Origin of the sequence: Vibrio glycogenivorans (genome assembly GCF_051660965.1) — a bacterium.
GTDB lineage: Bacteria > Pseudomonadota > Gammaproteobacteria > Enterobacterales > Vibrionaceae > Vibrio.
This window is the reverse complement of record NZ_JBPVIS010000011.1, coordinates 1-20677: the sequence shown is the minus strand read 5'-3', so window position 1 is coordinate 20677 and position 20677 is coordinate 1. Positions and strand designations below refer to the sequence as shown.

21 protein-coding genes are annotated in these 20677 nt (G+C 50.2%); 14 read left to right on the top strand and 7 right to left on the bottom strand.

Translation table 11 applies throughout. The annotated features are described in order from the left end of the window. Window position 1: 1 nt before the first annotated feature. The 7 genes from lptB to mgtE all read left to right on the top strand — a co-directional run bounded on the left by lptB (window position 2) and on the right by mgtE (window position 5593). A complete protein-coding gene (gene lptB, locus ACSTTG_RS18880) occupies window positions 2-727 on the top strand; it encodes an LPS export ABC transporter ATP-binding protein (RefSeq protein ID WP_438460489.1) in 726 nt (241 codons plus the stop codon). A gap of 46 nt (window positions 728-773) precedes the next feature. Beyond that, window positions 774-2267: an RNA polymerase factor sigma-54 gene (locus ACSTTG_RS18875; RefSeq protein WP_438475824.1), complete on the top strand. Its 1494-nt coding sequence runs from the start codon at window positions 774-776 to the stop codon at window positions 2265-2267. A gap of 23 nt (window positions 2268-2290) precedes the next feature. After that, window positions 2291-2578, top strand: a complete 288-nt coding sequence (gene hpf, locus ACSTTG_RS18870; protein WP_438460490.1) for a ribosome hibernation promoting factor — start codon at window positions 2291-2293, stop codon at window positions 2576-2578. Window positions 2579-2580: 2 nt separating this feature from the next. Then, complete coding sequence (gene ptsN / locus ACSTTG_RS18865; RefSeq protein ID WP_438460491.1) at window positions 2581-3027, top strand: PTS IIA-like nitrogen regulatory protein PtsN; 447 nt, start codon at window positions 2581-2583, stop codon at window positions 3025-3027. Between the two features lie 9 nt (window positions 3028-3036). Continuing rightward, on the top strand, window positions 3037-3897 hold the full coding sequence (gene rapZ / locus ACSTTG_RS18860) for an RNase adapter RapZ (protein ID WP_438460492.1): 861 nt from the start codon (window positions 3037-3039) through the stop codon (window positions 3895-3897). Between the two features lie 3 nt (window positions 3898-3900). Beyond that, entirely contained in the window at window positions 3901-4176 is a 276-nt protein-coding gene (locus tag ACSTTG_RS18855) for an HPr family phosphocarrier protein (RefSeq protein ID WP_438460493.1), read from the top strand. 61 nt (window positions 4177-4237) lie between these two features. After that, window positions 4238-5593, top strand: coding sequence for a magnesium transporter (gene mgtE / locus ACSTTG_RS18850; protein ID WP_438460494.1), 1356 nt, complete (start codon window positions 4238-4240; stop codon window positions 5591-5593). A 79-nt stretch (window positions 5594-5672) separates the two neighbouring features. On the opposite strand, the gene pmbA is transcribed toward mgtE, so the two are convergent. Further along, window positions 5673-7016 carry a metalloprotease PmbA gene (gene pmbA / locus ACSTTG_RS18845; protein ID WP_438475823.1) on the bottom strand — a complete coding sequence of 448 codons (1344 nt, stop codon included), beginning with the start codon at window positions 7014-7016 and terminating at the stop codon, window positions 5673-5675. 107 nt (window positions 7017-7123) lie between these two features. Between pmbA and yjgA the strand changes: the two genes are divergently transcribed. After that, window positions 7124-7651, top strand: coding sequence for a ribosome biogenesis factor YjgA (gene yjgA, locus ACSTTG_RS18840; protein ID WP_438460496.1), 528 nt, complete (start codon window positions 7124-7126; stop codon window positions 7649-7651). A 207-nt stretch (window positions 7652-7858) separates the two neighbouring features. Here the strand turns inward: yjgA and ACSTTG_RS18835 are convergent, their stop codons facing one another. Next, entirely contained in the window at window positions 7859-8494 is a 636-nt protein-coding gene (locus ACSTTG_RS18835; RefSeq protein WP_438460497.1) for a flavin prenyltransferase UbiX, read from the bottom strand. 3 nt (window positions 8495-8497) lie between these two features. Beyond that, a complete protein-coding gene (gene mpl, locus ACSTTG_RS18830) occupies window positions 8498-9856 on the bottom strand; it encodes a UDP-N-acetylmuramate:L-alanyl-gamma-D-glutamyl-meso-diaminopimelate ligase (RefSeq protein WP_438475822.1) in 1359 nt (452 codons plus the stop codon). A gap of 307 nt (window positions 9857-10163) precedes the next feature. On the opposite strand from mpl, the gene fbp reads away from it, so the two are divergent. Both fbp and ppa read left to right on the top strand, forming a co-directional pair. Then, entirely contained in the window at window positions 10164-11177 is a 1014-nt protein-coding gene (fbp, locus tag ACSTTG_RS18825; protein WP_438460499.1) for a class 1 fructose-bisphosphatase, read from the top strand. A gap of 161 nt (window positions 11178-11338) precedes the next feature. Continuing rightward, entirely contained in the window at window positions 11339-11869 is a 531-nt protein-coding gene (gene ppa, locus ACSTTG_RS18820; RefSeq protein ID WP_438475821.1) for an inorganic diphosphatase, read from the top strand. 21 nt (window positions 11870-11890) lie between these two features. On the opposite strand, the gene ACSTTG_RS18815 is transcribed toward ppa, so the two are convergent. The 3 genes from ACSTTG_RS18815 to tamA all read right to left on the bottom strand — a co-directional run bounded on the left by ACSTTG_RS18815 (window position 11891) and on the right by tamA (window position 17809). Beyond that, window positions 11891-12238 carry a gamma-glutamylcyclotransferase family protein gene (locus tag ACSTTG_RS18815; RefSeq protein WP_438460501.1) on the bottom strand — a complete coding sequence of 116 codons (348 nt, stop codon included), beginning with the start codon at window positions 12236-12238 and terminating at the stop codon, window positions 11891-11893. A 94-nt stretch (window positions 12239-12332) separates the two neighbouring features. Continuing rightward, window positions 12333-16097 carry an autotransporter assembly complex protein TamB gene (gene tamB / locus ACSTTG_RS18810; protein ID WP_438475820.1) on the bottom strand — a complete coding sequence of 1255 codons (3765 nt, stop codon included), beginning with the start codon at window positions 16095-16097 and terminating at the stop codon, window positions 12333-12335. Next, a complete protein-coding gene (gene tamA / locus ACSTTG_RS18805; RefSeq protein ID WP_438460503.1) occupies window positions 16094-17809 on the bottom strand; it encodes an autotransporter assembly complex protein TamA in 1716 nt (571 codons plus the stop codon). Before tamA ends, tamB begins: the two co-directional genes overlap by 4 nt. 229 nt (window positions 17810-18038) lie before the next feature. On the opposite strand from tamA, the gene msrA reads away from it, so the two are divergent. Further along, the gene (gene msrA, locus ACSTTG_RS18800) at window positions 18039-18677 is read left to right on the top strand and encodes a peptide-methionine (S)-S-oxide reductase MsrA (protein WP_438460504.1); all 639 of its coding nucleotides are present in this window, start codon (window positions 18039-18041) and stop codon (window positions 18675-18677) included. Window positions 18678-18695: 18 nt separating this feature from the next. Here msrA and ACSTTG_RS18795 read toward each other — a convergent pair whose 3' ends face one another. After that, a complete protein-coding gene (locus ACSTTG_RS18795; RefSeq protein WP_438460505.1) occupies window positions 18696-18890 on the bottom strand; it encodes a DUF1107 domain-containing protein in 195 nt (64 codons plus the stop codon). 236 nt (window positions 18891-19126) lie between these two features. On the opposite strand from ACSTTG_RS18795, the gene ACSTTG_RS18790 reads away from it, so the two are divergent. The 3 genes from ACSTTG_RS18790 to ACSTTG_RS18780 form a co-directional block, all read left to right on the top strand. Continuing rightward, window positions 19127-19684 carry a YtfJ family protein gene (locus ACSTTG_RS18790; RefSeq protein ID WP_438460506.1) on the top strand — a complete coding sequence of 186 codons (558 nt, stop codon included), beginning with the start codon at window positions 19127-19129 and terminating at the stop codon, window positions 19682-19684. Window positions 19685-19795: 111 nt separating this feature from the next. After that, window positions 19796-20224 carry a hypothetical protein gene (locus ACSTTG_RS18785; protein ID WP_438475819.1) on the top strand — a complete coding sequence of 143 codons (429 nt, stop codon included), beginning with the start codon at window positions 19796-19798 and terminating at the stop codon, window positions 20222-20224. 34 nt (window positions 20225-20258) lie between these two features. Next, a partial coding sequence (locus tag ACSTTG_RS18780) for a ZrgA family zinc uptake protein (RefSeq protein ID WP_438475818.1) occupies window positions 20259-20677 on the top strand: 419 nt, incomplete at its 3' end.

The window sequence follows — 20677 nt, the reverse complement described above, 5'->3', positions numbered from 1 at the left end:
AATGGCAGTATTAAAAGCAGAGCACCTGGCAAAGAGCTACAAAGCACGCAAGGTGGTTTCTGATGTAAGTTTGCAGGTAGAGTCGGGCCAAATCGTTGGCCTACTCGGACCCAATGGCGCGGGCAAAACCACCTCGTTTTACATGATCGTTGGCCTGGTTGCTCGCGATGAGGGCAAGATCTCAATTGATGATAAAGATATCAGCATCTTGCCAATGCACAGCCGCTCACGCATGGGGATCGGCTACCTGCCGCAAGAGGCCTCTATCTTTCGTAAGTTGTCGGTTGAAGACAACATCATGGCGGTGCTAGAAACCCGTGATGAACTCTCTCGAGAGGAGCGCCAAGACAAACTCGAAGATTTGCTAGAAGAGTTTCATATCCAACACATTCGCAAGAGTGCCGGTATGGCTCTGTCTGGTGGTGAGCGCCGCCGCGTCGAAATCGCGCGTGCACTCGCTGCCAACCCGCAGTTCATCCTACTCGATGAACCCTTTGCTGGGGTCGACCCTATCTCGGTTATCGATATCAAAAAAATCATTGAACACCTCAAAGAGCGTGGCCTGGGAGTCTTGATTACCGACCACAACGTGCGAGAGACGCTTGATGTGTGTGAAAAAGCCTACATTGTGAGCCAAGGACGCCTAATCGCAGAGGGAACACCAGAGCAAGTTCTGAATGACAGCGAGGTCAAACAGGTTTATCTTGGTGAGCAATTCCGTCTATGATTACGGAGAAGGGAAATAAAAAATACAATAAGGTGAGCACGACTGAATGAAACCTTCATTACAACTCAAGCTAGGTCAACAATTAGCCATGACCCCTCAACTACAGCAAGCAATCCGCCTGCTGCAGTTGTCAACGCTCGATCTGCAACAAGAGATTCAAGAAGCACTCGATTCGAACCCACTCCTTGAGGTTGAGGAGGTCACTGGCGATGAAAACACGGAAAATAGTGCGACCGAAAATACCACCACGGAGAGCTCCGAGGTTAAAGCCAATGGTGAAGAGCACGACAGCATTGATATGGCCGAGCCTGAGCTGAAGGACAGTTCAGACCTTATTGAAAAGTCAGATCTAAGCAACGATCTAGAGATAGACACCACTTGGGATGACGTCTATAGCGCGAACACCGGAAACACCGGCATTGCGCTGGACGATGATGCCCCGATTTATCAAGGTGAGACAACCGAATCACTACAAGATTACCTGCTGTGGCAGTTGGACCTGACACCCTTTTCTGACAACGACCGCTCAATCGCACTCGCGATCATCGAAGCCATCGATGATTATGGTTACCTGACTCTCTCTCCTCAAGAAATCCTCGACAGCTTTGATAACGAAGAGCTTGAGCTCGACGAAATTGAGGCGGTGAGAAAACGTATTCAACGCTTTGATCCTCTCGGTGTCGGCTCGCAAAACCTTCAAGAATGTTTGCTGCTGCAACTCTCCGTGCTACCCGAAGATACGCCATGGCTGGAAGAAGCAAAGTTAGTACTCGCTAATCATGTTGATCAACTAGGCAATCGCGACTACAAATTGATCATTAAAGAGACGCGTCTCAAAGAGCCGCAGTTGCGCGAGGTGCTAGGCCTGATCCAACGACTTGACCCTCGCCCGGGCAGCCGCATCACTCAGACCCATGCAGAGTATGTGATCCCGGATGTCTCAGTATTTAAAGATCATGGCAAATGGCTGGTCACGATCAACCCAGACAGCGCCCCTCGCCTCAAAGTGAATCAGCAATATGCTAATCTTGCTAGAGGGAACAATGCCGACAGTCAGTATATTCGCAGTAATCTGCAAGAGGCCAAGTGGCTAATCAAAAGCCTCGAGAGTCGCAATGAGACCCTACTCAAAGTTGCCAAGTGCATTGTTGAGCACCAGCGTGATTTCTTTGAGTACGGTGAAGAGGCGATGAAACCTATGGTGCTCAATGACGTCGCACTCGCGGTTGATATGCATGAATCGACAATTTCTCGGGTCACAACCCAGAAGTACATGCACACACCAAGAGGGATATTTGAATTGAAATACTTCTTCTCCAGTCACGTTAGTACCGACAACGGAGGAGAGTGCTCATCGACTGCAATCCGTGCACTGATCAAGAAATTGGTTGCTGCCGAGAACCCAGTGAAGCCACTGAGTGACAGTAAGATTGCAGCCCTACTCGCTGACCAAGGAATACAGGTCGCAAGACGTACGATCGCTAAATACCGTGAGTCACTCGGTATTGCTCCTTCAAGTCAGCGAAAACGCCTGCTTTAGGCCCTAACCGAGAAGGAAAGTCTATGCAAATCAATCTAAATGGCCATCACGTTGATCTAACCGATTCAATGCAAGACTATGTGAACACTAAGTTTGAAAAGCTGGAGCGATTTTTTGACCACATAAATAACGTTCATGTGGTTTTACGTGTTGAAAAAATGCGCCAGATCGCAGAAGCTACCCTTCACGTAAACCAAGGTGATATCCATGCGACTGCCGAAGACGACAGTATGTATGCGGCCATTGACGCCTTGGTTGATAAACTAGTAAGACAATTGAACAAGCATAAAGAAAAGCTAAGTAGCCATTAAATATGCAATTAAGCGAAGTACTCACAGTGGACTGCACCAAAAGTGCAGTCCCTTGCACGAGCAAAAAACGTGCACTTGAAATCATCAGTGAACTGGTGGCGAATCAGACTGGCATCAGCTCAACCGAACTGTTTGAGAATATGTTGAGCCGAGAAAAAATGGGCAGTACTGGCATTGGAAATGGGATCGCCATTCCCCATGCTCGTATGAAATCGAGCGAACATGCCGTGGCGGTGTTACTCCAATGCCAAGACCCGATCGAGTTCGATGCCATCGACAACAGACCCGTGGATATTCTCTTCGCTCTGCTTGTCCCGGACGCACAATGTAAAGAACATTTAAAGACATTGTCATCCATGGCGGAGCGTTTAAATGATAAACAGGTACTAAAACAACTCCGTAACGCTCGCAACGACCAAGAGCTTTACAACATAATGATCGGCGGTTAAGCAGACACAATGAGACTGATTATCGTAAGTGGCTACTCTGGAGCCGGTAAAAGTATCACTTTGCGGGTTCTAGAGGACATCGGATACTACTGTGTCGACAACCTGCCCGTTGATTTATTAGCCTCATTCGTTGAGTCTGTTCGTGGTAGTAAGCAGAACGTCGCGGTGAGCATCGATATCCGCAATTTACCCGAGAATACGGCCGATCTGGAGATGCAGATTAGCCAATTTAAAGGCAATAGCGATCTAAGTATCCTATTCCTCGATGCAGCAAAGAGTACCCTACTCAAGCGCTACAGCGAAACCCGCCGCCTGCACCCACTTTCTCAACGCGATAGCGGCCTGTCACTTGATCAAGCGATAGAGCAGGAAAAAACCATTCTCACGCCACTTAAAGAAATGGCCGATTTGGTTATCGATAGCAGTGAGAAGTCGCTGCACGAGCTGAGTGAAACGGTACGCCTGCGTATCGAAGGGCGCGAGCATAAAGAGTTAGTGATGGTATTTGAGTCATTTGGCTTTAAGTATGGTCTACCCTCGGATGCCGACTACGTATTTGACGTACGCTTCTTACCCAACCCACACTGGGTACCCGAGCTCAGACCCATGACCGGTCTCGACTCGCCGATCCGCTCCTTTCTCGAGCAGCACCAAGATGTGCTTGAGTTAAAGCAGCAAATCCAAAGCTTTGTCGAGCGATGGCTGCCTGCCCTTGAGCTCAACAACCGCAGCTATGTCACTGTAGCGATAGGTTGTACCGGAGGAAAACACCGCTCTGTGTACCTGACTCAACAAATCGGCGAATACTTTCAGCAACTGGGCAAAACCGTCCAGATCCGTCATACATCATTAGAGAAGAATAAAGATTAGGCTATGACCCACTCACAAACTGTTGTTATAGAAAATCGTCTGGGGCTACACGCGCGCGCAGCAATGAAACTGGTTGAATTGGCGCAGTCCTATGCCGCTACAATTACTGTGCGTAACCCCGAAGGTAAAGAAGCGATGGCCGACAGCGTCATGGGATTGTTGATGCTCGAGTCAGCCCAGGGCCAAGAAATTACTGTCCTAGCCGAAGGGGAGCAAAGCCAAGAGGCACTCGCCGCCGTCTGCCACCTGATCCAAGATAAGTTTGAAGAAGACGATTAACTCTGTCACAAATTTAAGCTAATATTCAACAAATTATCAATTCATTAGTTAGGGGGAATCTATGAGCGAACAAATAGAATTCGACCAAGCTCATCAAACCCTCCAAGAAATTTCCGACGCATTAGAATCTGGCCGCTTTGTCCATGTAAGACGCCAACTCCAGGATATGGAGCCAGAAGATATTGCCCATCTTCTTGAGGCCTCTCCACGCAAAAGCCGCGACGTTTTGTGGCAGTTGACCGACCCAGAAGACTACGGTGAAATCCTTGACGAGCTGAGTGAAGACGTCAAGGATGCCTTGGTGTCAAAGATGGCACCCGAAAAGCTCGCGGAAGCCACCGAGGGGATGGACACCGATGATGTTGCGTATGTCTTGCGTAGCTTGCCACAAAATATCTCGCGGGAAGTCCTCGATCAGATGGACACTGCAGATAGGCTACGGGTCGAGACCGCTCTCTCCTATCCAGAGGACACCGCTGGCGGGCTGATGAACACCGACTTTATCACCATCCGAGGCGATGTGGATGTCGATGTTGTGCTGCGCTACCTGCGCATGAAAGGCGAGCTGCCAGAGGCGACCGATACGCTTTACGTTATCGATGAAGACAGTCAGTTGATTGGTAACCTTGCCCTCACCAGCCTACTTACCACTCAACCAGATACCCCGGTTACTGAGGTGATGGATGACGCCGATGAGGCGATTTCAGTCAACACCAGCGCCACAGATGTCGCCAGCTTGTTTGAGCGTCGCGACTGGGTATCTGCGCCGGTGATTGATGAAAATCTTCATCTGGTTGGACGTATCACCATTGATGATGTGGTCGATGTGATCCGTGAAGACGCCGAGCACTCAATGATGAGTTTGGCGGGCCTGGATGATGATGAGGACACCTTCGCACCCGTGGTGAAATCAGCACGTCGACGCAGCGTTTGGCTTGGGGTCAATGTGCTCGCAGCGCTGGCTGCAGCCTCGGTATCCAATGTCTTTGAGGCAACGCTGGAGCAAATGGCGGCGATTGCGGTTCTGATGACAATTGTGCCATCAATGGGCGGGGTAGCTGGTAACCAAACCGTTGCTCTAGTGATCCGCGGACTTGCTCTCGGTCATATCGGTGATGCCAACAAGCGTGAGCTGTTGATCAAAGAGGCCTTGATTGGCCTGCTCAATGGCGTCTTGTGGGCGCTGATCATTGGTGTGATTGTCGTAGTATGGAAAGGTGACTGGATGCTCGGAGGGATCATCTCCGCAGCCATGCTGACCAACCTGTTCGTCGCTGGGGTTGCTGGGGTAAGTATTCCGATCTTGCTCAAGAAGATCAATATCGACCCTGCACTTGCTGGCGGTATGGCACTGACCACGGTAACCGATGTGATCGGCTTGTCCGTGTTCCTCGGCCTAGCGACTATCTTTATCTGATGATAGCCACTGAGTAATAAGAAAGCCCCTGCAGTGCAGGGGCTTTCTCGTTGTTAACCATGACAACGCTTGCTAAGGATTAATCGCCCGCGACTTTCATCGACTCAATCAACATTGAGCCCGTCTGGATCTGTGAGCGAGTTTCAACATCCGTGCCGACAGCCACGATGCGCTGGAACATCTCTTTGAGGTTACCCGCAATCGTGATCTCCGAAACCGGATACTGGATTTGACCATTCTCAACCCAAAAGCCAGCCGCACCACGAGAGTAATCACCCGTCACGGTATTAACGCCCTGCCCCATCACTTCTGTGACCAATAGACCTGTCCCCAGCTCGTTGAGCATCTGCTGATAATCTTGGCCTGTGGATTTCACATACCAGTTGTGGATACCACCAGCATGACCGGTTGGCTGCATGTTCATCTTGCGCGCCGCGTAGCTGGTCAGCAAATAGGTCGCTAGGACACCATCGGTAATGATCTCGCGGTCTTGCGTCACCACCCCCTCACTGTCAAATGGGCTCGATGCTAGGCCACGCAGTACGTGAGGCTTCTCTTCAATATTGAACCAATCTGGAAGGATCTTTTCACCGAGGTGATCGAGCAAGAACGAGGCTTTACGGTACAGGTTACCACCACTGATCGCCATGGTAAGGTGGCCCATCAGCCCGGTCGCAACATCGGCGGCAAACATCACAGGGTACTCTCCCGTTGGCACGCGACGTGGGTCTAGGCGACTGACCGTCTGCTCTGCAGCAAGGCGACCGACCTTTTCTGCGCTCCACAAATCGTCTTTATGACGCGCAACCGTGTAGCTGTAATCGCGCTCCATATCTCCATCATCGCTCTGACCGATCACGCAACAGCTGATGCTGTGACGACTGCTCGGGTAGCTGGCCAGTAAGCCGTGGCTATTACCATAAACCTTAATGCCATAGTGGCTGTCATAGCTGGCACCATCGCTTTGCTTGATCTTACTATCAAACGACAGCGCAGCCTGCTCAGCCTCAATCGCAATCTTGGCCGCGTAGTCTGGATCCGGGGTTTCTGGATGGAAAAGATCCAAATCTGGAATATCTTTCACCATCAGCTCCTTGTTAGCAGGACCTGCACAAGGATCTTCCGAGGTATACTGAGCGATATCAAGCGCCGCCAGCACCGTCTGCTGAATAGCCTGCTCACTCAGATCTGAAGTGGATGCGCTGCCCTTGCGCTGGCCACGATAAACCGTGATCCCAAGTGCGCCATCGCTGTTAAACTCGACATTCTCAACCTCACAGCCTCGAGTAGAGACACTGAGACCGGTCGACTTACTGATCGCAACTTCAGCAGCATCCGACTGCTTGGCAGCCAACTCGAGCGCCTTGGCAACCGCGTGTTCCAATTCTTTTCGTTGCTCAGCAACTTGCTGTTTTACATCCATCTTCATTTCATCGGTTTAGGGTTATTGATCAAGAATAACAAGAATTTCGCTTTCTCCCCATGATTGTTGTTAAAATAAGCCTATAGATCGATAAAAAAGGCAAAAACATGGCTCGTAAGAATCAAAAAGCGCCCTGGGAACCGGAAGAAGAGATCATCTGGGTAAGTAAAACCGAGTTGAAGCGTGACATGGAAGAGTTACAAAAACTCGGTGAAGAGCTGGTGAGTCTAAAACCATCCGTTTTAGAAAAGTTTCCACTTAGCGATGACCTACGCGACGCAATCAAAGATGCACAGCGTTTTACTAAAGAAGCACGCCGTCGTCAGCTTCAGTACATTGGCAAGATCATGCGTAATGAAGACACGGAACCATTGCAAGCAGCACTGGATAAGGTGCGTAACAAGCACTCTCAAGCAACGGCAGAACTGCACAAGCTTGAACAGCTGCGTGATCGCGTAGTGGAAGAGGGCGATAGCGCCATCGCTGACGTGATGACAATGTTCCCGGATGCGGATCGTCAACGTCTGCGCCAGCTTGCCCGCCAAGCCGCAAAAGAGAAAAAAGCCGGTAAGCCAGCTAAGGCCTTCCGCGAGATCTTCCAAGTGCTCAAAGAGCTCAACGACGAAGAAATCTAATCCAATCCCCGCACCTAAACTGCGGGGATTTTTTTAGCTTCTCACCCTTTTGGGTTGCCATGATCCAAAAGCTATTTAAACCTAAAAACAGGGGGCGAGGTTCGGGGACGGGCTTTGCCCTACGAGGAGCGAGGGGTTTAACACACCCAACTTACCCCTCGATACCCGGAACGAAGTGTAACTCGAACCTCGCCCCTTAAGCTGTGCCTATTTTTTCCGCGAATCGTATCCCCAGCGTGGAACTAGTCCTTGCTCGACACCTAGGTGATCGAGGACTCGCGCGACAATAAAGTCGACCAAATCATCAATGCTTTGGGGTTGGTGGTAGAAGCCCGGTGAAGCAGGCATGATCGTTACGCCCATCTGCGATAGCTTATGCATGTTCTCAAGGTGGAGGGTTGAAAACGGGGTCTCTCTGACCACCAACATCAACTGGCCACGCTCCTTGAGCACCACATCGGCGGCCCGTTCAATCAGATTATCTGACATGCCATGCGCTATCGCTGCGATACTGCCGGCTGAGCACGGACAGACCACCATTTGCTTAGGCGCAGCTGACCCAGAGGCAACCGGTGAAAACCAGTCCTCTTTACCGCAGACAATCAACTTATCGGCCTGGCAACCCAGATACTCGACCAACGCTTTGTGCATCGCCTCAGGGCCGCTGGGCAGCTTTAATCCCTCTTCGGTCGCTAGTACCACTCTCGCGGCAGACGAAATCAAGAGATACACTTGATAATCTGCTGCTAGCAAGCACTCAAGTAAACGCAGACCATAAGGCGCGCCAGACGCACCGGTAAAAGCTAGGGTAATCGCTTTCTGATTCGTTGTATTCTGCTTCATCGGTTACTTGGCTTCCAGCGCTTGCATCAGTTTATTGTGAATGCCCTCAAACCCGCCATTGCTCATCACTAAAATATGATCGCTAGGCTGCGCTTGCGCAGCGATCTCTGCAACCAACTTGTCGATATCAGCGATGGCATAGGCCTCTTGCTGACGGCATTGACCAATCACATCAGAAACTTGCCAGTCAATGTTAGCTGGTTGATAGAGAAAGACACTGTCTGCGGCATCTAATGACTCCGCTAGGGTATTTTTATGCACTCCTCGCTTCATCGTCGCAGAGCGCGGCTCAAGCACGGCAATAATCTTGTCATCGCCAACCTTGTTACGCAGCCCCTCTAGGGTCAGTTTGATCGCGGTTGGATGGTGAGCAAAGTCATCATAGACCTTAACCGAAGCGACCTCGCCTTTGAGCTCTAGGCGACGTTTGGTGTTAATAAACCGCGCTAGCGCCTCACACGCATGCTTTGGTTCAACCCCGACATGACGCGCAGCGGCAATCGCCATCAGCGCATTATTGACGTTATGATCGCCAACGAGATCCCAGCGGACCTGACCAACCACCTTACCTTGATGCAGCACATCAAAGCAGCTGCCATCACGGCTCACAAGCTGAGACTGCCATTCGCCGCCTTGACCGGAAAACTCGGTCTCACTCCAGCAGCCACGCGCCAAGGTGTCCTCAATCGCAGGCTCACCCTGCGGTGAGAGGATCCGGCCGTTTCCTGGCACGGTTCGGATCAAGTGGTGAAACTGCCTTTTGATCGCCTCAAGATCATCAAATATATCCGCATGATCAAACTCAAGATTATTAATGATCAAAGTGCGTGGGTGGTAATGGACAAATTTCGCACGTTTATCAAAGAACGCACTATCATACTCATCCGCCTCAACGACAAAAAACATGCTCTCGCCCAAGCGTGCAGACAGGCCAAAGTTGCCCAAAACACCGCCAACCAAAAAGCCCGGCTGATAACCACACTCTTCTAAAATCCAGGCCAGCATACTGGCAGTCGTAGTCTTACCATGAGTGCCTGATACCGCGATTACCCAACGCTCATGGAGAAGGAACTCTTGCAACCATTGTGGCCCAGAGGTGTAGCGCAGATTGCGATTGAGCACATACTCTACGCAAGGGTTTCCTCGGCTCATGGCATTGCCGATCACCACCAAATCCGGCGCGGGATCAAGCTGGGCTGGGTCGTAGCCCTCAATGATCTCAATCCCGTGCTGTTCGAGCATGGTGCTCATCGGCGGGTAAACGTTGGCATCTGAGCCCGTCACTTTATGGCCGAGCTGACGTGCTAGCATCGCCGCCCCGCCCATAAAGGTGCCACAAATCCCCAAAATATGAATGTGCATGATCGCCATCCCTGTCGAATTAATCAGTTAACGCCAATTATACCTAACTCATCTCAAGATGCATTGCGGTGATTTTTTACCGCAAAACGCGGGAATCAAAGCTACAATTTGTACGAGACAAACGATTAAATGTATAAAATTTGAGCGCTTAGCCGCAATAATCATACAAATAAGCGGTTTGAGCAATTTATTCAATTCACGTAATAAAGTTTAAACTTTATTATAGGTCGGTGAGCAAGATTCCCCATAAAGAGGCGATACAAGCTCACCCATCTCCCCCCAAAATTTATAGAGTTAAGGACTTAACATGTCAGGATTACGCACATTAGGCGAATTCATAGTTGAGAAACAGGCAGACTTTCCCCATGCCAGCGGTGATCTATCGTCTCTTCTATCGTCGATCCGTCTTGCTGCAAAAATTGTTAACCGTGAAATCAACAAAGCCGGTCTGGTTGATATCACTGGTGCAGTCGGTACTGAGAACGTTCAAGGTGAAGCTCAGCAAAAACTCGACCTGTACGCGAACGAAAAATTCAAAGCGGCTCTAGAAGCTCGTGACCAAGTTTGTGGTGTAGCGAGCGAAGAGGAAGATGAAGCAGTTAGCTTTGACCGTGATAAAAATCAACACGCTAAGTACGTGGTATTGATGGACCCACTCGATGGCTCATCAAACATCGATGTTAACGTATCGGTTGGCACCATCTTCTCTATCTACCGTCGTGTTTCACCGGTGGGTACTCCGCCAACGATGGAAGACTTCCTTCAACCTGGTCACAAGCAAGTCGCTGCTGGCTATGTAATCTACGGATCGTCAACCATGCTGGTTTACACCACAGGCGCTGGCGTGAATGGCTTTACCTACGATCCATCACTGGGTACCTTCTGCCTATCACATGAAAACATGATGATCCCACAAGAGGGTAAGATCTACTCGATCAACGAAGGCAACTACATCCGCTTCCCTCAAGGCGTGAAGAAGTACATCAAATACTGCCAAGAGAATGTGCCTGAGGATGGTCGCCCGTACACCTCTCGCTACATCGGCTCTCTGGTTTCAGACTTCCACCGTAATCTGCTGCATGGTGGTATCTACATGTACCCAAGCACCCACAGCCATCCAAATGGCAAACTACGCCTGCTTTACGAGTGCAATCCAATGGCATTCCTAGTAGAGCAAGCGGGTGGTACGGCATCCGATGGCTATACTCGCATTATGGATATCGAGCCAAAAGAGCTACACGAGCGCGTTCCTTTCTTCTGTGGTTCGAAAAAAATGGTCGACAAAGTCGAGGAGTTTCTTGAGGAATTCCCTGAACAATAATCACCGAGTTATTGCTAAAAAGAGCACTCACTAGAGTGCTCTTTTTTATTTGCCAGAGAGTAACCTCGAAGTTTGCTGTTTGAGAAGAAGATCACCTATAACTAATTAAGTGGCTAAAACTATCTAAGTGTCTAATCAAACGAAGAAAAAGGATCCTTTCTATGAGTCTCAATCACGTGCCTGCCGGTAAATCTCTTCCCGATGATATCTATGTCGTTATCGAAATTCCTGCCAATGCCGACCCGATTAAGTATGAGGTCGATAAAGACTCTGGGGCGGTATTTGTCGACCGTTTTATGTCGGCACCGATGTTTTATCCCTGCAATTACGGCTACATCAATGAAACGCTGTCACTCGATGGTGATCCGGTTGATGTACTCGTCCCCACCCCCTTCCCACTAATGCCGGGTGCCGTAATCCGTTGTCGTCCTGTCGGCGTGTTGAAGATGACCGATGAGTCTGGGGAGGATGCCAAGGTGCTCGCGGTGCCGCACAGTAAGCTCTCGAAAGAGTATCAGCATATCCATGATGTCGATGACATTCCTGAGCTACTTAAGGCGCAAATCACCCATTTCTTCGAGCGCTACAAAGAGTTGGAGGAGGGTAAGTGGGTCAAAGTCGACGGATGGGCTGATGTAGAAGCCGCAAAGCAAGAGATCCTCACCTCATTTGAACGAGCAAAAAGCAGTTAAAGGCAACGCTATAACTAGCGTTCAGACGCGCTGTAACCAATCTCCAGAGGCAATCTCGACATCGAGCTCTGCGGTTTGCTGATAAAGATAGATCCACGCTAACCCAAATGGGGTCGGCGTGGTTTCACGGCGATATTCAACTGGCACATCTTCAAGGATATCCAGTTGTGCCAAGGTCTCATCACTGACCCAATAGACCTCACCTTGAATACTTTTTTGCCCAGGGATCACCGCTGGGTATGGGCCAAGGTCGAACAGCGCGAACTCTGGCGCAGTCTCGCACGTGCCTAGTAGTTCACTATCTTTCAGGTAATGATGATAGCACTCGCCTTGACGCAGGGTGCCATAAACAAAGACTAACTGCTGCATAGTATCGAACCTATTTGCCAACGACTTGTTCTAATCAAACTGTAGTTCATAAACGCGCCTCCATGCCCAAGAAACCTAATTTAAGCCAAGCCAACTAATCAAACTCAAACTGATAAAGCAGATCAACCGCGCTATCCAAGCCAGAGACAACCTCAAGATACAGATCCTTCATCAAGCGATAGCGCACGGTAAACTCGCCCACCGAGTCGAAGATCCCGACGCCATATTTCACCTGCAGACCGGGCAAGATATAGCCACTGACCGTCACCTGCGAGTCATCGCCACTGCCGGCAGTGTCCAACTGGAGATCCTGTACCCCAAAGGCTTCTCCAATCTCTCCCACGACTTTACCGCTGCGCGCTAAACTGAGGCCAATCAGGGTCGTCGTAATGGCATTGCCCCCCGACTCCGCATCAATATCCTGCCCTCTAAGCAGGTAAGACAATGCATTCGCCTGAGGCATGGCTGGCTCGGAGAAGATCTCTACCTCAGGCTCATCCGCAGGACCTGTCACTCGAATACCCGCGACTACATCATCTTGGGTGTTGTCTGGATTACGGATCGCGGTGATCACAATATAGGGCTGATCAACCGGTCCATTCATCAGGATCTTGCCCTCATCGATCAATAGATCTTGGCCAAATGAGCGATACTGACCGTTAAGGATATTGACCTCACCACTCACGATCGGTCCGCGATCTCTCTGAGCAACGTTCAGGCTGCCGACTAAACTACCATCCAGACCAAATGCAGAGAGCCTAAAGTCATTGCCGATATGGATCTTAACGTCAGTCTCTAACGCAAACGGAATCGGATCATCTTCTTCAATCGGCTGTAAATCATCGCCAAGTATCACTTGATCCTTAGAGATACCTATTGCTGACTCCGGCAGGCTTTGAACATCAATTCGAGCCCAGGGCAGACGGATATCACCGGTGACTTTCGCCTGCTTTGGTGACATGGAAATGGTCATGTCCGGCACAACCCTGACCTTAACCATCGGCGGGATATCCACCAGCAAGCCATCGGCAAACACGCGTACATCACCGCGCCAGTCTGCCAAGTCTTGCCAGTCGGCATCACCTTTGATGTTTAAGTCTCCCTCCGGGGTCTTGATCAGAGCGTTAAGGTCGGCTTGATAACCATTGAGATCCAAGGATATCTTGCCTTGATCAATATCCAGTGGGGTGATTTCACCACGTAATAACAGTTGCTCAATAGTCACAAAGCCCTGCGCTCTGGGTTGCATCAGTGGACCACTCAGCGCAATATCGGCAGAGATACGCCCGTCCAACTCGCTGTAAGCACCGACCAAGGGCGCCATAAAGTCAAGGTTAAAGGGAGAAAGGCGCAACTGGGCATCGATTTGTCGATCTTCGACTGTGACATCAGGGATCACCAACTCGCCGGTCAACTCACCATTGTCCTTAAAATCGAATCGCCACTGACCCTCAACCCGGTTGTCGGCGAAGGTCGCGGCCAATGTAGACTGATTCCAGGCAACTTTAAGTGGTTGGTCTAACTGTTGAGTCACCGCACCCGGTGCCAGCACCACATTGAGCCTGACCTGAGGCAATGTCTCACTGCCTTGCCACTCGGCATTAAGGTTGGCATCGATAAGCCCCTCAACTTGCGTTTGCTCCGGTACAAATTGTTTGATCTGCTCAAAATCAAACTGATTGATGCTCAGAGCTAAGCCCCCTTGCTGCGGCGAGACCTGAGCATCTTGATCAAGGCAGACACTCGCCTGTGCTTGTTGCCAGCAGTGCGCGCCCACTTGCGCTTGACTCGCATCGATATCGACATCAATCTCGATTGCCTGCTGAGTGCGCCATATCCCTTGCTCGGTCGTGACCTTGACGGTGTTCAGCGCCCCCTGCCAAGTGTTGGCTTGCTGACGATAGTCTCCTGCCAACGACAGGCTTAAGTCGACAAGGTCAGAGTCTAGATTCACATCCAACACGTGATCCGTCAGGCTGCCATCCAGCTCAACGGCAAGTGCCGCGGCATTGTAATCCTCAAAGCGAAGTCGATTGGCGGCCACACTAAGCGATACCCTTGGATCTTTGGCAGGAACCACACTCCCTCGCACGTTCAAACGCTCAAGCTGAGCTTGCTGCTGCCATTGAACATCACGGGCACGGAGGTTAAGTCGCACCTCTGGCTGCTCCAAGTCGCCACGCAGACGCACTTTACCGTTGGCTGAGCCCGACAGCTCTGGCAGTGATTGCGCAAAATCTGGCAGTTGCACCGTCAAGTCCATCTGCCAGGTTTCGTCCACTCGTCCCTCGATAGCCACCTCATTGGGTCCGTGTGCGAGCAAGATACCGTCGGTTTCGAGTTGATACTCTCCGCTGCCCTGTCTGTCTGATGCACTGAGGTTTCCAGCCAGATCAAGTGGATAGTCTCTGAAGATACCGCGAACATCGAGCGTCGGCAGTTCAACGTACCAGCCTCCGGGCTCGGTTAAGCCACCGCTTGTGACTATACGACCCGATAGATTTCCCTCGGCCTGTGGCCAATACAGACCAGGCTGAACCGAGTCCAGAGTCACATCCGCTTGCCAGGTCACCTGCTGACTCCAACGACTCGCAACCTGGCCCTGCAAGTGCCCTCCCAAGGCACCAATCTTAAGCTGACTGAGACTGATCTGTTCGAGATCCCCTTGCCCCTCTAACTCAACATCAAGGTCTGGTATTCCAGCCCCTACGACACTGCCGGTCAAATCTACTTGGTAGCCATCAAGAGAACCTTCTCCTTGTAAGTGAGTGACCACTACGCCGTAGTCTTTTTCACCGACCAGTGGCCACTGCACTGAAGAGTCGCTGAGCTTGACACTAAAAGGTAAGCTCGCCTGGAGCGGCTGTAATTGACCAGTAAGGTCAAGTTTATTGACGCCCTCGACGGAGAGCTGGAGCGCGAGATTCGCCACACTACCAGAGAGATCTAAACTTAACTGCTCACCTTTAGCGATGGCATGCTTAATCTCTGCAGTCAGCCTTGCCTCAAGCGGATAGTCGCCCGTTAAATCGACTTTTGCAGCCAAAGCTGCATTCACGTCATCAATATCTATTGCCAAACGGTCAATGCCCACCCTATGCCCACCGGCTCGGCCCGCTAGACCAAGGTGATGCAGCACAAATGGCGTCTCTTGACGTAAGGTGAAGTTCTCGATGTCGATTTGTTCTATCACGACATCTAACGGAATCCACACTTCTGGTAAGGTAATTGGCTCACTCTGAGAAGGGCCAGCAGCCGAGGGCTCTGGCACGGTTGACTCACTATCCACTGGAGCTAGCTGCAGGTAAGAGTCACGCAATGCGGTTGGACTCAGCGTCAAGGTGTCGTCGATAAAGCTCGCTGCAGTGGTCAGTTCCTGCCAGCCGATTTGGGTTCCGTAGACATCCAGCTTAATGTTGGTGAGTGCTAACTTACTCAGTTCAATCGGGACAGGTGTTGCAATAGAGCGAACGGGTGGGGTTTGTTCATCATCAGAGACATCCGTGCTCTCAACAGGCATCAACATAAGACTCAGTTCATTGACACTGATCTCATCAACACACACCTTAGGGGTAAAAAAGCAACGGTGATTAATCGCCAGCGTCACCTGTTTGGCATCAAGGTCAACACCAAGCTCTGGCGCATTGAAGGCGACATCATACAGAGTGAACTTGGGAAAGAGTGCGCCTTCAGTGCGTCCAACCTGCAGCTGTGGCAAAGCCTTCTCCGCCCCCCAAAGCACCAGATTGAGTCCAGAGTTGGTGAAAATCGTCCAACTCAATGTCGCAGCAATTAAGGCCACCAAGGTAAACAGTGACAAGGTCAACCATTTAGTGAAGCCCAGCGCATAACGGATCATAGCTCAGGCCCCAAAGTGAAATGAATGCGGAAATTATCACTCGCAGGCTCATCAAGCCCCCAGGCAACATCGAAACGGATCGGCCCAACCGGAGAGGCCCAGCGAACCCCGACACCGGTACTGTCTCGCCAACGCGGCTCATCATTAAATGCATCACCAATATCGTAGAACACCGCTGCCCACCAGTTGCCTTTAACACGATAGTGGTACTCCAGTGAACTCGTGAGAAGGTATTGAGCACCGGTTAGAGCGCCACTCTCGTCTCTTGGAGAGATCGATTCATAACCGTAGCCACGGATACTGTTATCACCACCCGCGAAAAAACGCAGTGATGGCGGTAAGCTCTCAAAATCATCGGGGAAGTTCGCCCCGCCATCGACGCGCAGCAGCCAGCGGTGATTGTTACTCTCTGCACTGCGTATCCAAGCGGTGCTTGCCAGTAATCGCACAACTCGGGTTTCTGAGAGCAGCGCAGGATCGCCGTATTCTACCGTGATCGACTGACGGTCTCCCCAGCGAGGCATTGTGCCGCCTCGGGCACGCGTGCGGCTGTAAGTCACACCGGGCAGTAAAAACTGACTAATGTCACTCTGCACGCCCTGTTCAAAATTCTCATACAAGTAACGCAGATAGGCTGTGCGGTGCCAGCCCCCGTCGAGTAGCCAGTGACGCTCCACCGCTAGGTTGGTCTCAACGCTGCGAGTATCACGATTATCCAGGATCTTCATCCCAAATTGGATCCGATAGTAATCATTGAGTACATCCTCGAGCGGGATGTTATAACCTGCAGTGACGGTTTGCTCCGGCAGCGATAAGGAGATACTGGAATCAAAACTGTTACCACGCGAGTTCACCCAGGGGCGTTTCCACTTGAGTGATCCCCTGACACCCACATCAGTGGAGTAGCCAAGACCAGTTTCAAGCTGATGTCTTGCCTGCGGGGCGAGTGTCACCTTCATCGGCAGTTCACGCTGCTGGCCAAGTTTGGTCAGGTCGGGCTCGACTAGCACAGACGAAAACCAATCGGTATTGGATAAATTCTGGTTGAAAGCACCAACTTGCGAGGCAAGGTAGGGCTTGTTTTCCTCATAAGGTTGCAGAGAGAGCACGCGCTCAAGCTTGATTTGGCTACCCCATACACTGGTGGGGCCAAAGTGATAACGTATCCCGCTGTCGAAGTGCAGGCGAACAAAAGCAATATTTTGACTCGGTGCCACCTCAAGTCGACTGAGTGTGTAGTCACCGTCAAAATAACCCTTTTGCAACGCAAGATTACGCAAGGCGGATTTGAGTGCATCGTAATCACCATGGTTGAGCCTCGCCCCGACTCGCAGTGGTGATTCTTGGATAGTAGTTAAAAAGTCTTTGTCTTGATTGGCTTCACCCTGGATCTGAATATCCACTTCTTGAATGCGCACGGGCGCACCCTTGTCGATGGTGATAACTAACTCATCCTCATCTACCAAAGCCTGCGTTTCTATCAAAGGATTGTAGTACCCGAGAGCGCTAAGCGCTTCTGATATCATGCCCTCAACGCGCGCCTGAAAGCGCAGGTCGAGAGAATAGTCATCCGGCTCAATCGAGCTGAGGTAGACCTCAACATTAGCAAGTGACTCCCCCTCAAGCCCCTCTATTGACAGATCGACGGCCCAAGTGGAAAGTGAAGCAAATTGCAGGACAAAAAAACACAACAATAATCTGGGCGATAACATCCTGTTTAGCCTTGAAAGCGAAGAAACCACACAAAAAAACGACTGGGGAGCCCAGCAAGACACAACCCGCATATTGTACTTATATTTGAAACTCACGGGCGTAATACTCGTAACAACAATTGAACCCAAGATTCGCGCCACGAGTTGCACAAAGTGCATGGTATAGTATCGTCTATATCTAATAAAGTCTGTAGCAAGCCGAGCGGATAATTTGACAAAGGAGCGCTTAATGTCTGACAAACAAACCATGATTAGCCCGGAGAAGGCCCTGCCTGGTCGCTCAACCCCTCTGGTTGTCGAAGACACCCATTACGTCAACCAGACCAGTCTAACGGCTCCCCTTGCCTCCGACCAAGCTGAGATATTGATCGGCATGGGCTGTTTCTGGGGTGCAGAGCGCCTATTCTGGGGCCTAGAGGGCGTCGTATCCACCTCGGTTGGATACAGTGGCGGGTATACACCCAACCCGACTTATGAAGAGGTCTGCAGCGCTCAAACTGGGCATGCAGAGGTGGTTAGGGTTATCTATCAGCCTGAAAAACTCCCACTCGCAAGTCTCCTTGCCCACTTTTGGGAAAAGCATGACCCAACACAGGGCATGCGCCAAGGTAATGATATTGGCACTCAATATCGCAGCGCTCTGTTCGTCTTTGATCAGCAGCAGATGAACACGGCATGTGATAGCAAAGAACAGTATCAAGCGCTTCTGGGTGGTAGTATTGAAAAACGGATTACGACGGAAATACTGCCTGCTGGTGATTACTACCTTGCAGAAAGCTACCACCAACAATATCTAGCCAAAAACCCTAATGGCTATTGTGGTCTAGGTGGCACAGGCGTTTGCTTCCCACCAAGCTTACAAGCTTGACGTCCACCCATGGGATGATTACATATTCGCGATCATCCCGTTAATTTCCTTGTAGACAGCGAGCTTATTAGGGTCACTGACATCGGGTAGCAGTATCTTGCCGTTGTCGAACTCAAAACACCCAATCCCTTTAATAGTAAAATTCCCTTTAAACAAGGTCTTGACGAACTTTGCGACCTGTAGTGGTCGATACTTTGCAAATTCGCGCAACATGACTACTCCCAATCTCCCTTTACCATTGCACTGGTTACCACTGCACTTTCCCTGTGCAGATGATCCGACCATTGAAACTCCTAAAGACTTCCCCGAGGGGAAGTGTCAAACTAGCCCTAAATTGCTGCATTAATGATGCCAGCTTTCGTATTTCTACTAAGTTTTACGTTGGCAATGGTGAAAACGCCACTTTGGTTTGTCGATACTCAGCATTTTATTAGTTAAGGAAACATATAATGAAAATCAAATTTTTGCTCTCTGCTCTTATGCTTACCGCCCCACTGATGGCTTCTGCTCACAACCTTCAACTTGAGACAAGCCTACCTCAAGTCACTATCAGTAAAGTTGGTGAACTCACTCTAGTTCAAGATAAGATCAATTACCAAAGCTGGAACTCAGAGCAAATGCTTGGCAAGGTTCGAGTGATTCAGGCAATCGCGGGACGCGGCGCGGCGAAAGAAATGAACGCTCCACTGATGGCGGCGATTACCGCTGCGGATTTCCCGCAACAGGACTACCAGACCACAACTATCATCAATCAAGATGATGCCTTATGGGGCACTGGGTCCTTTGTAAAATCCTCCGCAGAGGATAGCAAAAAAGAGTTTCCATGGTCTTCAATGGTGCTCGACTCTGATGGAGTCGCTTTCGATACATGGCAATTAGCAGAAAAATCTTCTGCGATCATTGTTCAAGACAAGCAAGGCAAGATCCTCTTTGTCAAAGAAGGCGCGTTGAGCGAGGCGGAAATCAACCAAGTATTGAGCCTAGTTCAAGATAACATCAATGGTTAAATAACCAGCTAAACCAATAAAAATACTAAAATTCCTGCCTACGTCATCTTATTGAAAAATTGGTAGCGTTATAATATAACGTTACCAATTCTAGGTTTGAGATGATCGACTATGTTGCACCCACATTTTGGCACTTTGCATACAAAGCTGCTTGTCGCGCTGTGCATCTCGCTCATCTTAGGGCTGAATGCTGTCTATATAGATCACCTGACTCATGAGCACCCTCACCAGAACGCTCATGCCCATGAGCATCAGGCTGGCGAGCACAAATACCTTCAGTATTACCTGAAGCGGGTTGATATGGGCTGTGACGGTCATAACCACCCAATCCAATATGACGACTTCCACGACCACCACAACTGCGAGTTGGTCAATTGTGTGAAGAATATCGTCTCTACTTGCATGCCAACATTGAGTTTGCAGACCTTTACTTCTGCGTTCCAGGCAATGATTAAACCGAGCATTATTCCCTCACTCCCTGAGTTTGTGGCGCGTGCCCCACCGGCAGTTCGGTTTATTTCAAACAACCTAACTCATTAATATTTTGTAAGTAACACTTTGGAATTTAATTCACATGAAAAAACTAAAACTAGATACACTTGCTCTTTCAACGCTAACAGCATTTGGCCTTACAGCAACTCCTGTCTTGGCTGACTCAGAGTTTCGCCAGCACGGCTCTCACGTGCACGGTGAAGTTGAGCTGAACGTCGCACAAGACGCTAATGAACTACTGATCGAGATTGTTGCACCAGGTGCAGATGTTGTGGGCTTTGAGCATGCTCCGAAAACAGAACAAGAAGAAGCGGCGCTGAAACAAGCTATCGCTAAGCTTGAGCAACCGACTTCGCTATTTACACTGACGGCGAATGCTAACTGTAGTGTTGAGCATGTATCTGTCACTCACACGCTTGGTGAGGATAGCCTTGATCATCATGATCACGGCCACGACGAGCACAAGCACGATGACCACGATCATGACGAGCACAAGCACGA